Source organism: Streptococcus mitis, assembly GCF_002005545.1.
Classification (GTDB): domain Bacteria; phylum Bacillota; class Bacilli; order Lactobacillales; family Streptococcaceae; genus Streptococcus; species Streptococcus mitis_I.
In genome coordinates, this window is the sequence record NZ_LBMT01000001.1 from 1,929,133 (window position 1) to 1,944,084 (window position 14,952).

Annotated in this window: 6 protein-coding genes; all 6 read right to left on the reverse strand. The window is 39.5% G+C overall.

What is annotated here, in order from left to right; translation table 11 throughout:
• Nucleotides 1-15: 15 nt before the first annotated feature.
• The 6 genes from QS39_RS11445 to QS39_RS09815 all read right to left on the reverse strand — a co-directional run bounded on the left by QS39_RS11445 (nt 16) and on the right by QS39_RS09815 (nt 14,672).
• Nucleotides 16-9,225: a mucin-binding protein gene (locus QS39_RS11445; protein ID WP_077805395.1), complete on the reverse strand. Its 9,210-nt coding sequence runs from the start codon at nt 9,223-9,225 to the stop codon at nt 16-18.
• 565 nt (nt 9,226-9,790) lie between these two features.
• On the reverse strand, nt 9,791-11,134 hold the full coding sequence (gene asnS / locus QS39_RS09795; RefSeq protein WP_000167160.1) for an asparagine--tRNA ligase: 1,344 nt from the start codon (nt 11,132-11,134) through the stop codon (nt 9,791-9,793).
• Between the two features lie 19 nt (nt 11,135-11,153).
• Complete coding sequence (locus QS39_RS09800; protein ID WP_077805396.1) at nt 11,154-11,519, reverse strand: VOC family protein; 366 nt, start codon at nt 11,517-11,519, stop codon at nt 11,154-11,156.
• Nucleotides 11,512-12,699, reverse strand: a complete 1,188-nt coding sequence (locus QS39_RS09805) for a pyridoxal phosphate-dependent aminotransferase (RefSeq protein WP_077805397.1) — start codon at nt 12,697-12,699, stop codon at nt 11,512-11,514. Before QS39_RS09805 ends, QS39_RS09800 begins: the two co-directional genes overlap by 8 nt.
• Complete coding sequence (locus QS39_RS09810) at nt 12,696-13,184, reverse strand: cell wall elongation regulator TseB-like domain-containing protein (RefSeq protein WP_180375031.1); 489 nt, start codon at nt 13,182-13,184, stop codon at nt 12,696-12,698. The genes QS39_RS09805 and QS39_RS09810 overlap by 4 nt, the downstream gene beginning before the upstream one ends.
• A 291-nt stretch (nt 13,185-13,475) precedes the next feature.
• Nucleotides 13,476-14,672 (reverse strand): MFS transporter, encoded by a 1,197-nt coding sequence (locus QS39_RS09815; RefSeq protein ID WP_077805398.1) that lies wholly within the window; start codon nt 14,670-14,672, stop codon nt 13,476-13,478.
• Nucleotides 14,673-14,952: the final 280 nt, after the last annotated feature.

The following is a 14,952-nucleotide window of genomic DNA, read 5'->3' on the forward strand; positions in this document are numbered from 1 at the left end:
AAAAACTATGAGTTTTTAGTCTTCTTTTTTCTTGCGAGCAAGAAGTCCAAATCCACCTAGGGCTCCAAGAAGTCCAAGCGCTGCAAGACTAGCGTTAGCTTCTGTACCAGTATTTGGCAATTCTTTTTGACCATCAACATATTTAGGTGTTGTTGGTTGTTTTGGTTGCTCAGGTACTGTTGGCATTTCTGGAGTCACTGGTTGCTCTGGGGTCTCTGGCTCTTGTGGAGAAACTGGTTGTACTGGTTCAACCGGTGTTGGAGTTGGCATCTCAACTTTGCGGAAGATATGTCTGATATTTCCATTTGAACCTGTCACAGTCTTCACATATTCGTAACCTGGAATTGTTCCCGGTTCTTTAGAACCTGGCTCAGTTGGTTTCAATGGATTTCCATTCTCATCAGTCCAAGTAGTTGTATTTTGCTTACCTGGATTTGGTTGAGGAACAGGTGAAGGTGTTGGAGCTGGTGGTGTTACTTTTTCGTAAACATGTTCTGTATCTCCATTTGGCAGTTTCTTCGTTTCTACGAATCTGTACTCTGGGATGTCTTTCTTATCTACTGTGCCCGGCTCACTTGGATAGTTCGGAATCTCATTACCTTCTTTATCTTTGAAGAATGTATTCACTTTTTCATAGACATGTTCTACATCTCCATTTGGAAGTTTCTTCGTTTCTACGAATCTGTACTCTGGGATGTCTTTCTTATCTACTGTGCCTGGCTCACTTGGATAGTTCGGAATCTCATTGCCTTCTTTATCTTTGAAGAATGTATTTACTTTTTCGTAGATGTGTTCTGTATCTCCGTTTGGCAGCTTCTTCGTTTCTACGAATCTGTACTCTGGAATATCTTTCTTATCTACTGAACCACTTTCTTTTTCTTTGATTTCATTTCCATCTTTGTCTTTAAAGAATGTTGTTACTTTTTCATAGACATGCTCTACATCTCCATTTGGAAGTTTCTTCGTTTCTACAAATCTGTATTCTGGGATGTCTTTCTTATCTACTGAACCACTTTCTTTTTCTTTGATTTCATTTCCATCTTTGTCTTTAAAGAATGTTGTTACTTTTTCATAGACATGTTCTACATCTCCATTTGGTAGTTTCTTAGTCTCTACGAATCTGTATTCTGGGATGTCTTTCTTATCTACTGTGCCCGGCTCACTTGGATAGTTCGGAATCTCATTGCCTTCTTTATCTTTGAAGAATGTATTCACTTTTTCGTAGACATGTTCTGTATCTCCATTTGGTAGTTTCTTCGTTTCTACGAATCTGTACTCTGGAATGTCTTTCTTATCTACTGTGCCTGGCTCACTTGGATAGTTCGGAATCTCATTACCTTCTTTATCTTTGAAGAAGGTATTTACTTTTGCGTAAACATGTTCTACATCTCCATTTGGCAGTTTCTTCGTTTCTACGAAGCGGTAACCTGGGATATCTTTCTTATCTACTGTGCCTGGCTCACTTGGATAGTTCGGAATCTCATTGCCTTCTTTATCTTTGAAGAATGTATTCACTTTTTCATAGACATGTTCTACATCTCCATTTGGAAGTTTCTTCGTTTCTACGAATCTGTATTCTGGGATGTCTTTCTTATCTACTGTGCCCGGCTCACTTGGATAGTTCGGAATCTCATTACCTTCTTTATCTTTGAAGAATGTATTCACTTTTTCATAGACATGTTCTGTATCTCCATTTGGCAGTTTCTTCGTTTCTACGAAGCGGTAACCTGGGATATCTTTCTTAGGTTGTTCGCCGTCTTCTCTTGGATAATCTGGAATAGATACTTTTTTACCATTTGGATCAACTGTCACATAAGACGTTGTAATCTTCGTATAGTTGATTGGTGTATCTTGACTCGGATCAGTTGGTAATGTTGGTGGCACATAACCTTTTGTTGGATCTTCTGGATCAACTGGTTTCAACGGATTTCCATCTTTATCTCTTGGAATGTAACCTGGAACATAAGGAATTACAATATCTTCCGTTGGTACACCCGGTTTAGTTGGATCACCGTTTGGATCATTTGGATAATCAATACGTGGAGGATTTGTTTGTTCTGGCACGTTTGGAATCCAGGCTCCAAGTTTCTTATAGACAACTTTTTGAATGATATCTTTGTCTTCAGCCTTAACAGTTTGATCCTTGGTAGATGCCTCAATATCTCCACTTACTGCAATATAACCTTTAACAAGTGGAAGTTTGTTACCAGAAAGAACATCAGTTGTAGCTTCTTTCCATTCGCCATAAGTAACTTCACCTGTCACCAAGTTCACCTTAGCATCACGAGTAAATTTAACGGATGAAGTCACAGAAGTAGTAACCTCTTTACCATCTCCATCAACATAAGTAATTGTACGAGTTACTTCTTCTGAAGTTGTCAATTCCTTAACGCTTTCAGGCCATACTGGTGAATTTGGATCCTCTGGATCAATTGGTTGACCTGGAACTGGTGTCACATCACTTGGAATAACTGGAACAAGGCGTGGTTGAACTGTAACAACAAATTTTTGAACAGCATTCGTATCATTATCAAATGATTGCTTGCTGCCATCAGCTTTTGTAAACTTATCAGACACAAGTTCGTAGCCAAGTTTTTTCAGTGCGTTGATACGTTCTGCAGTTGAGTAGTTCATTTCAGAACCAGAATCACCTTGAAGGATATCCACTTCACCAAGAATTGTTCCGTTAGTATCTTTGTAAGTTACAGTCGCAACTTGTGTATCAGACTTCACTTCATAAACAGTTGGTGTATACTTAGCTTTCGCTACAGTGCCATTAGTATCCTTACGTACAATAGTTACTCCTGTTGCAGTTCCAACGAAATCTTTATTTGGTGTGAAGGTTACCTTACCTGTTGCATCAACAGTATACGTTCCTTCGTTTGGAACTGTTTTACTTGTTGTATCATCTTCAAATGTAGCAGGAACAGTATTGTCCATTGGTACATCTTTATGACCAGGTACAAATGTTGGTGTACCAGATTGAGGAGTGTTCTTAGGACCTGTAGAACTTGTATCCACACCTGTTGGTGTAACTGGTGTTACAGTTGGAGTGTAACTTGACTCAACAGTTGTACCATTTGTAGGATCTGTTACAACTACTTTAGCTGAATCTGGTGTGCCAACGAAGTCTTTATTTGGCGTGAAGGTTACTGTACCAGTTGGATCGATTGTATATGTACCAACTGTCTTACCATCCTTAGTAGCTGGGATAGTTGTTTCCTCAGTTCCAACGAACTTAGCTGGATTATCTGTTGTTGGTTTCAACTCAGTTCCATCAGCATGTTTATATGTTGGAGTACCTGTCTGTGTCTTACCTTGGATATCAGTTGATGTAGCAGGTGTTGTAGTTGGTGCTACTGGTGTATAGATAACGTACACTGTACTATCAGTTGACTCATTTGTTACCTCAAGGCTTGTAACAGTTTTCTTATCATAAGTATAATTAGCTACTTCTGGAGAAACTACCGCCTCAAGAGTTTGTGCTGCTGACCAGTCAGTATATTCCACATTTCCTGTTACCAAGTTAACGCTTGCGCTACGTGTGAAGGTTACTGTTTGAACTTTATCAGCTGTTACTTCTTTACCATTCTCATCGTTGTAGCGGTACTTGATTGTACGAGTAACTGTTTTAGTTAACTCAAGATTTTCTGCAGTACTTGGCCATACAGGTGAGTTTGGATTTTCTGGATCCACTGGTTGTCCTGGAACAGGTTTCTCATCATTTGGAGTCACGGGTTCCACACGTTGTTTAACTGTTACCGTGAAGTTTTGATTCACCGCTGTGTCGTTGTCAAAAAGCTTATCAGCTGTCGTTGCTACAATGAAACCATCTTCTACTAACGTATAGCCAGCTTTTTCAAGAGCTGCAATTGCTTTTTCACGATTAACAAAGTCGATAGCACCGTTATAAGCACCTTCTACTGTCTCAACAGCTGCTGCTGGAACTTTAGCTGAATCTATAGCAACTTCTGCACCAGTTGTCACATCATAGTAAGAAATAGTTGCTGTTTGAACATTCTTTCTATAAGTATATGTCACAGTAGTTTGCTCATTTGTAACTTTACCTGAAACCTTCTTAGTACCTTCATCAACCTGACCATTTGTTGTTACCACTTTAACAAGAGTGTAACCAGAAATTTCTTTTGGTTCAGTCGTGAACGGAGTCGTCACTTTTTCGTTATTTACTGGAGTTGTTGAAGGAGAGATAATATTACCCTCTTCATCCTTATACTCAACAATGACTGTTCCATCTTCAGCAACAACAGTTGGAGTGTAAGTAGTTGTTACAGTAGTACCGTTGATATCTGCAATTTGTACACGTACTGGTGTAGCTTTGCCTGTAAATTCTTCAGTTGGTTGGAATGTAATGACATTAGTTGTTTTATCAAGAGTGTAAGTTCCTTCACCATCAACCGTAACTGTAGTTACAGCATTTCCATTCGCATCAAGAAGTGTCAAAGTACTCTTATCAAGAGCTACTGATTTTGGTTGACCATCTTCACCTAATACTTCAGATGTTTCTCCTTTAGCAAAGTTCAAAGTTGTAGCATCTGTATCAGGAGTGTCAAAAACAATTTGTGATGTTTGCGCTTGACCTTGCTTACCAGCTGTAGCTGATTCTTTAGCTGTTGGGACTACAGGAACTACTGTTGGAGTATAAGCAGCTGTACCTGTGATTTCTGTTGATTCACCTTTTTCATTAGTAATAGTTGCTGATGCTTGAACTGTTACTGATGCTGGTGTTCCTGTATAAGTTGCAACTGGTTTGAATGTTACTTTGCCTGTTGTTGAATCAATTGTATATGTACCAACATTTTCAACAGTCACTGAAGTTGCAGTCGTTGGATTTCCAGTAGCTGGATCTACAAGTTTGTAATTTGATACTGGAGCACTCTTATCTGATGATGAGAATAGTGGTTTTTCTGACTGCGATTCACCTTGGATATTCTTAGATGTTACATTTTCACCAGTAATCGTGATTGGTGTTACAGTTGGTTTATAAGTAGCTGTTGCTGTCTCACCATTTGAGTCTGTTGCTTGAACAGTTACTCCTGTTCCTTCTCCAGTAAATGTTGGGACTGGTACGAAGGTTACAACACCTGTTGTTGGATCAATTGTGTATGTTCCTTCATTTGCGATTGTAACACTAGTAGTTGGTTGTAGAGTTGTGGGATCAAGCAACTGACGTTTCGCAATTGTTACTGATGAATCTGACGTTTCAAACTCTGGTGTTCCAGTTTGTGTTTTGCCTTGAACGTCTGTAGATGTTGCATTTTCAGCTGTCATAGTGACATCTGTGACAGTTGGAGTGTAAGTAGTTGTTACAGTAGTACCATTCGCATCTTCAATACGTACACTAACTGGTTTTGTAACAGTTCCTGTGAATGTTGCGACTGGTTGGAAAGTAATAACATTTGTCGCTGTATCCAGTGTATAAGTTCCCTCATTTGCAACTGTTACAGATGTTACAGCAACACCGTCTGCATTAAGAAGAGTTACTGATGCTGTATTAAGATCAACAGATTTTGTTGTATTTGCATCAATAGCAACTGTTCCTTTAGCAAAGTTTACAGTTGTATCATCTGTGTCTGCTACGTCAAACTTAATAGTAGAAGTTTGGGCTTTCCCTTGAGGTCCAGTTGTTTGAGAAGCTACTGCGGTTGGTGTTACTGGAACTACTGTTGGTGTGTAAGTAGCTATCGCAGTTGCAGTAATATTAGCATTGTTAGCATCTGTACCTAGAATTGCAGTTAGTTTAACAGTTACTGGACTTGCTGGTCCTGTGAATGTTGGAAGTGGTTTAAAGGTTACAACACCTGTTGCTGGGTCAATTGTATAAGTTCCCTCATTTGCAACTGTTAAAGTCTCAACTAGACTACCGTCAGTTGCAACCAACTTAGCTGGTGATGTTGCACTTGGTGAAATAGTTGAACCGTCACCTACAGAAGTAAAGGTTGGTGTTCCCGTTTGAGTAGCTCCTTGGATATCAGATGATGTAGCATCGTGACCTTCAATCGTGTCTGTTACTGTGATATGGTAAGTAGTTGTAGCTGTTGATGAGCCAGCCCCATGATCCACACCAGATTCAGTTCCACCTACTGTAGCATCTGTTGTGTAATTGCCATTACTATCAATAACGTCAACTGTTACCGTATAAACTCCCACTTCATTAAGTCTATAACCACTAGCAAGATTATAGTTACTTGCATCTTGTTTAGTATCATAAACCTTCTGAACTCCTGAAGGAGATGTTACCGTAATACGAGTAATGTAAGTTGTTTTTCCGTACTTAGTATCTTCTGTATCAGAAATTGTCACTGCAGCTTTTGCTTCATTACGAAGGTCAACCGTAGTTCCTTTTGTAGACGTATAATCCTGTGAACTTGCTGTTGGTTTTGTATTAACTACAGTTGCAACATCTGAGTTTGTTGCAATTGTTCCTCTAATGATACCACCAAATCCTGATTTAGTAAGCACTTCCCAAGAATTGTCACCCAATTTGGTAGCAGTCACTTCTGTACCATCTGATGAAGACCAGGTATTGGAATGTTTGTCATAGGTGATTGTTACTGACATTCCATCACCTGCTTGACTAGTATTCTGAGAAGCATATACAGTGAGTGGGCGAGTTGGTGTATCAACACTTGTTACTTTACCATTTATATCTAGCTGACGAGTATACTCATAGATGTAGAATTTCATTGCTCCATCTTGTTGCGCTTCAGTATACACTTCGCGTTTTGTCCACGTTGTAGTTCCATCACCATTTGGTGTCTTTACTTCAGCATAATCAGCTGGAAGTTCCCAATGACCAGATGTACTATTTAATTTTGCGATGTGTTTTTGACCGTCAGTTCCAGTTAATTCAACTTGTTCACGTAGGAAAGTTCCCTTAACGTTTTCAGACGATGCTTCAACAGTAATGTTATCCACACCAACTTTTGCTGTCGCTTCTGATGTGACGGGAATGTTAAAGACTGTATTAGAATCTACGGCACCTAGTTCTTGATTTTCAGTAACTGCTGTATTGGTTGAGCCACTATCTACAAGCCACTTACCGTTAACTGCTTTTAGATTTGTTACAGTTCCATCTGGCATCGTTACTTTTGCACTTGTTGCACCCTTAGATATTTTAACTGGTACCGAAGTTGAGTAAGTTTCAACGTTTTGAACCTCAACTTTGGGTTTCACCACAACTGTGAGAGAAGCATGTGCCTCTTGACCTGATTGGTTCCAAACATTATTATTAGCCAGTTTATCATAATCTTTAGCAAATACAGAGACTGTATATATCCCTGCCTCAGTAAGCTTGCCACCAATAACTCCTTTACCCATATTTGTTTGATTGGCAGCTTGCTCTTCGGAAGTACTATTTGAAACTGTGTAGCTAGTACCTGGAATTAATACTTTTGAGTCATCTAATGCAGTTCCTGTAGTATTGTATCCTGAAATTCCTGTTACACTGCGTGAAAAATTTTTACGTACTGTAATTACTTTTTCTTCAGCAGTTGTATAACTATAGTTTCCAGCGTTATTTCCTGGTATAACACCAGCTCCCGAAGCATCATTAAATCGAATATTGATATTGGCGTCATCACCTACTGTACGTTCGTATGTTGCAGAATCGGATTTTATTTTAGGAGGCGTGGTATCTTGCCATCCTACCCAACCAGCACGTAAATTCTGAAGTCGAAAAGTTACTGAACGACCGTCAGTATGGGTTGCAGTTACATCAAAACGTAAATCATATACCCCGTTTTCAATATTGGCAGAGACCACCCCTTGAATAGTATCTGTAGCCTCATCATATGCTAAACCAGGAACAAGGTTGGTTGGTGTTACAGAAGTAAGACTCCATCCAGCTTGCTTAGCAGACTCTGTAACAGCAATACGATCTTTTAATCCTTTAATATATACGCGATCAATTCCTTGTTCATATCCATATCTGTAAATTTCAGTAGCTAGATATTCATAACCACCGTTAGCTGAATAAATTGCAGTTGCTGCATTTGAGATCTTTGAACCATCAGCACGAAGTTTATTTCTCCAAAGTGGAGCTTCTTCAGCTAATTTCTTAGCCGCCTCTGGTGTTAAAGGATAGTCAACACGACCTGTATTGTTATGCCCTCTTGTCCCACCTTGTTCAGTATGCATCCCATTTCCTGCATTTGTTTCATCACCATCACGTTGGTTAGAATACACAACTACTTCTAGGCCTGAAGTATCAGTACCTGCACCTTTAGTAAGTGTAATTTCTTGGTGTGGAATTGTATATGTATCTGATCCTGTATGGATTGTTGCATTTATTTCTGAAGCATGAGTAGTACTTGTAGATCTTTCAGCATAAAAATCTTGTGCTGCCAACACTACAGCAAATTTCCCATCACGACCAATTCCTGATTTTTTCAGTTCACTATAAACCGCAAGGATAGACTCATTCAAGCGTGAAAGTTGAGCATTCACTTGTTCCTTTGTGACACTCTTATCAGCTAAAAGAATTTTTGATTCGTCAATTACGGCTTGGTTCTTGGCTACCGCTGCTTCAATTGCAACTCGATTCTCTTCTGCTACTTCCTTCTTACGAAGTTCTGTAACCGCAAGTGTATTGGTTACATCTGCTTCTGATGTAACTTTATCGAGTTCCGATTTAGCTTCTGAAAGAGCTTTTTCAGCTGGAGTAGCTTTCTTTTCAACTTCTTCTTTAGCCGCCTTATCCTTATCAACCTGTTCTTTCTCTAGTCCTAGTTTGTTTGATTCAGTTACAACTGTTCCCAATGCAGAAAGAATCTCTTTTTGAACATTTACCTCTTCTTGCTTGGCAGCTTCATTTGCCAAAACAGCTTTCGCAGTAGCTAAGGCTTCACGGGCATTGGCTACAACTGAGGCATCCGCATACTTAGCATTTGATAATGCAACCTCTAAATTTGAAATACTCGTTTCAAGAAGTGACTTATTTACTTTAACTTCTTCTTTCTTGGGTGTTTCAGTTGTCTTAACAACCAACTGAATATTACTTTCTCCTAATTCTGGAGAAGAATTTTCTACTTTTTGAATATTTTCTTTAGAGTCTGAAACTGGATTTTGTTCAGTAGCTAAAACTGCTCCACTTCCTAAGAACATTAAACCAGCCGCAATCGCTACTGATGCTGCTCCAAAACTGTATTTACGAATACCGTAACGAATATACTTTTCCGTTCTAAAATCTTGTTGTTTACCCTTCATTTAGAGTCACAACCTCCTTCATACATATTTTTTTAATATTGAATTGAAATATACAGACAAATAAAAAGCCCCCCCCCTTAAATTTTTTAGTAATATTAAGAGGTTATCATTTTAAAAAGGGTTGCCAAATAATTATCAATATCACTTAATATTGTATCATGCCACTATTATTAATTCAAGTTTCATGCTTATATATATTTATGGTTTCAATCTGATACTCCCTTGAATAAAATAGTACATACATCAGTTTTTAAACAATAAAATCAATGTACTAAGATACAAAACTCTATTCTAAACAACTAATAATATGTTTCTATCAAAAACTCAATTTTATAGGAAAACGAAGTAAAGATTTTCACGAAAACGGCATATTATAAAGATTTTGAATATAGTGGATTGAACCTAAAATAGTGCGCTACGGATTCTAAAACATTTCTAGAAATTAATTTGACTTTCCTAAGCTCTCTGTTCATATCTTATTTCAATCCACTATACCTAATAATATTTCCTTTCGTTTCCAGAGCTTTCTATAGAAAAAAACGCCACAATGGGCGTTTTCCTGTTCTTATGGTTTAATACGGTGCAACATACGTGGGAATGGGATAGCTTCACGGATGTGTTTTGTTCCTGCTGCGAAGGTTACCATACGCTCGATACCGATACCAAATCCTCCATGTGGAACTGTGCCGTATTTACGAAGGTCAAGGTAGAATTCGTACTCTGTACGATCCATACCAAGTTCATCCATCTTAGCAACTAATGCATCGTAGTCTTCCTCACGCATAGACCCACCGATGATTTCTCCATAACCTTCTGGAGCAAGCAAATCTGCACAAAGCACGCGCTCTGGATTTCCAGGAACTGGTTTCATGTAGAAAGCCTTGATGGCTGCTGGATAATTCATGACAAAAGTTGGCACACCAAAGTGGTTTGAAATCCAAGTTTCATGTGGTGAACCAAAGTCATCACCATGCTCAAGATGTTCGTAGTCAGCATCTTCATCATTTTCATGTTCTTGCAAGAGGTCAATGGCTTGATCGTAAGTGATACGTTTGAAGGGCTCTGCAATGTAGCGTTTCAAGAGTTCTGTATCACGTTCCAAGGTTTCCAAGGCTTGAGGCGCACGGTCAAGAACACCTTGAAGAAGAGCTTTTACATAAGCTTCTTGCAAGTCAAGTGACTCATCGTGTGTCAAGTATGAGTACTCTGCGTCCATCATCCAGAACTCAGTCAAGTGACGGCGCGTTTTTGATTTTTCAGCACGGAATACTGGACCAAAGTCAAAGACACGACCAAGAGCCATCGCACCTGCCTCTAGATAAAGCTGACCTGATTGGCTCAAGTAGGCTGGTGTTCCGAAGTAGTCTGTTTCAAAGAGTTCTGTTGAATCTTCTGCCGCATTTCCTGAAAGAATTGGGCTATCAAACTTCATGAAGCCGTTCTTGTCAAAGAACTCATAAGTTGCATAAATAATAGCGTTACGGATTTGCATCACGGCCACTTGCTTACGAGAACGAAGCCACAAGTGACGGTTGTCCATCAAGAAGTCTGTTCCGTGTTCTTTTGGTGTGATTGGGTAGTCTTGAGATTCACCAATCACTTCGATGTCTGTAATGTCCAACTCATAGCCAAACTTAGAACGTTCGTCTTCTTTGACAATACCTGTCACATAAACAGAAGTTTCTTGGCTCAAACGTTTGATAACATCAAACTTTTCAAGTCCCACTTCTTCACCAAATTTTTCTACAAAGTTTGGTTTAAAGGCTACACCTTGGAAGAAGGCTGTTCCATCACGCAATTGCAAGAAGGCGATTTTCCCTTTTCCTGATTTGTTGGCAACCCAAGCGCCAATTGTCACTTCTTGACCAACATAGTCTTTTACATCAATAATCGTTACACGTTTTGTCATTATTTTTCCTTTTTCTTTTTTATTCTTTATGGCAAACCACTTCTATATTGTTCCCATCTGGGTCAATCATAAAAGCAGCGTAGTAAATCGGTTGCTCACTGCGATAACCAGGAGCTCCATTGTCTCGCCCACCTGCCTCTAAACCAGCCTCATAACAAGCCTGAACTTCTTCCTTATTTTCTGCTAAGAAAGCAAAGTGAATAGGATCTTGTGTCCCCTGAGCCAGCCAAAAATCACCACCAGGATGAGGGCTGTTAGGGGCAAGAAAACTGATTAGAGAACTAGTCCTAAAAGACAATTCATATCCTAAAGGAGCGAGAAATCTCTTATAAAATCCTTCTGAAATTTGTAAATCTTTTACCTTAATTTCAAAATGATCAATCATTCTCACTACCCATAAATGCTTTCAAGCGACTAACTGCTTCTTTAAGCGTGTCTAGGTCTGTCGCATAGCTGAGGCGTACATTTTCTGGCGCTCCAAAACCTGCTCCTGTTACCAAGGCCACTTCGGCTTCTTCTAGGATAGCGGTTGTAAAGTCTGTCACATCGGTATAACCTTTCATCTCCATGGCCTTTTTGACATTTGGAAAGAGATAGAAGGCTCCTTGCGGTTTGACCACTTCAAATCCTGGCACTTCCGCAAGAAGGGGATAGATGGTGTTTAGTCGTTCCTCAAAGGCCTGACGCATGCTTTCTACAGTATCTTGCTCCCCTGATAGGGCCTCAACTGCTGCATACTGGGCTACTGCTGACGGATTAGAGGTTGTTTGACCTGCAATCTTGGACATGGCCGAGATAATGTCTACTTCTCCGACGGCATAGCCAATACGCCAACCAGTCATAGCATAGGTTTTAGACACACCATTGATGACCACTGTTTGCTTGCGAATCGCTTCGGATAGGCTAGAAATCGGTGTGAATTCATGGCCATTATAGACTAAGCGACCATAGATATCATCTGCTAGGATGAGAATGTCCTTTTCTACAGCCCAGTTCCCGATTGCCAAGAGTTCCTCACGGGTGTAAATCATACCTGTCGGATTGGATGGCGAATTCAGCACCAAAACCTTGGTCTTGTCTGTGCGAGCCGCTTCCAACTGCTCTACGGTCACCTTAAAGTGATTGTCTTCCTTAGCAGGAACAAAGACTGGCACCCCCTCTGCCATCTTGACCTGGTCTCCATAACTGACCCAGTATGGGGTTGGGATGATGACTTCATCACCTGGATTGACCACGGCCATAAAGAAGGTATAGAGAGAATATTTGGCTCCAGCAGCGACTGTCACTTGATTTGGCGCTACAGAATAGCCATAAAAGCGCTCAAAATAGGTATTAACCGCCGCCTTAAGTTCTGGCAGACCTGAGGTTACTGTATAAAAAGAAGCACGCCCATCTTGAATCGATGCAATGGCGGCATCTTGGATATTTTTTGGAGTAGTGAAATCTGGCTCACCTAAGGTTAGAGACAGGATATCTCTTCCCTCAGCCTTCAGCGCTTTGGCACGGGCTCCAGCAGCCAAGGTCACACTTTCTTCCATTTCTAAAACACGGTTGGATAGTTTCATAGGCCCTCCTTATTGACCAATGCTCCTGTTTCAAAATCTACTAGATAAAAATCAGATCCTGACTTAACTTCCCAGATTGGCTTGTCTTGATAACGACCAAAGGTAATCTTGTCAATCTCGCCAGCTCCTTTTTCCTTCGAAAGAGCTTCTGCTTTTTCTTGTGAAACACCCTGATTTAGCTGATAAACGTAAATCTTATGGTCATCTTTTCCAATCAGGACAGCAAGTGCTTCTTGTTTTTTATTACGACCAAGAATGCTATAATAGGATTCCAAGCCATTGTATAAGTCAACCTGATCAGCCTGCTCTAATCCTGCATACTGCTGAGCTAATTTTTCTCCTTCACTTTTAGCTGTTTGATAAGGTTTCATACTCAGAAACACTAGATACAGAAAGGAAGCACTGATAACCACAAATAAAATCGTCATCCCTAGACCATACTGCCACAGTAGATTATTTTTTGCTTTGTTTTGTCTTTTTTTCACTCGTCTATTTTACCATCTATTAGGCTTTATTACAAGTGAATGCAAGAATACTCTTCGAAAATCCAATTCAAACTTTGTCAGCTTCGCCTTGCCGTACCCAAGTACTGTCTGCGGCTAGCTTCCTAGTTTGCTCTTTAATTTTCATTGAGTATAAGCAACCAATTCTATTTCTCCCTTCAAAGCAAACCGATTTTTCTTGATTAAAACCGATCAAGAAAAGTAAAGACAGCTCCAAAATCAACCTATTAAAAAACCTGAGCTTGGCACTCAAGTTTTCGTAAGTTTTTTAATCTATAGAATCACTTTATCATCCATTCTTTTAGCCATTTTTCCTAAAAAGATAGCCAGTAGAAGGCTAATCATGACTAAAAAGGATCCTAGATAAAGAAATGTTACTACAAAGCCTAAATGGTCAATCAACCACCCTGTCAGTGGGAAGAAGACAATCATACTCAGACTAAACATCATAGAGTAAACACTCAGCATGGTTGCCCTTACTTCACTTGGGAGCCGCTCTTGCAAATCATTGTCAAAAATCGGCTGAAAAAGAGCATATAGAGCATTACTAATCAAATAAACCAAAATATAGATTAAAGGTGTTCCAAAGTAAGACAGTAGGTAGGTAACTCCAGTCAGCAGGACGAGAACAGGGAAAATCTTCAAGGCGGCATATTTCTTTCCAATTTTACTTGCTAGATAGACTGCGACGATATTCAAAAGACTACCAAGTAGCATAACTGCTGAAATTTGCCAACTACTTAAATCTGGTAACTGATTTTGATAGTAAAAATAAAACATGCACATGAGTGTACCAACAATCTGAGACAAAATCATCCAGTTGAAGAGCATGGGATTTCGCTCCAACTCTTCCTTAACAGTCCAAATAATCTGTTTCATGGTCACACTATCAGTTTTTTCTAGCTTGACACTGGGCTCTTTCAGCATCCAAATCAAGACAAGAACTATGATAGAAGTGGCAATCATGATATAGTAGGTCAGGTGCAATTGACCATGGACAAAAAATCCCGCCAACACTGTCCCCAAAGAACGAGTTCCTTCTGCTACTCCTGACATGAAACTTGAAATAGATAAGTAACGCTTCTTGAGTCCAGCCTCTACAGCCGAGTCATAGACCATTGCTGCGCTTGTTCCTGAATCAAAATTATAAGACAAGGCACTCACCACCATTGCTAGTGCATAAATCCAAAAATTTCCCTGACCAGCCAACATGAGAATAGAAGACACAATCCCTGCTATACGACTTAAATAAAGGTTGGTCTTATAGGAATAACGATCAGCCAACATTCCAGATGGAATTTCACAGAGAAGACTGGTCGCATGAAAGATACTTTCCAGAAGTCCAATCTGCCAAAGAGACATTCCGTTTTGACTGAGAAAGAGAATCCAAAAGCTGGTAATCCCTAAAAAAGCAAAAAACTCAACTCCGGCCATCAGGCCAATATTTTTCCGATAATTTCTTATTAACATCTTTTCTCCTTAACAAGTGTATTATTATTTCTTTTGTCCGTCACTTGTTAATCTTTGCCTTACATGATCTCCACCCCTTTTAGAAGCATTCTTCAATGCCATTATTGTTCCTTTAATGATTTATGAAATGATACCGGAAAATAGCTGTTCTGCGGTTTCTATTGCTAGTTTTCTTGTTTATTTTAGCACTTATGTCATTATATTACAAGAGAATATTGGAATACTCCTATAAAATCAAAGAAAACTAAAATCCAAAAAACAGTTCTTACTTTTCCAGTGG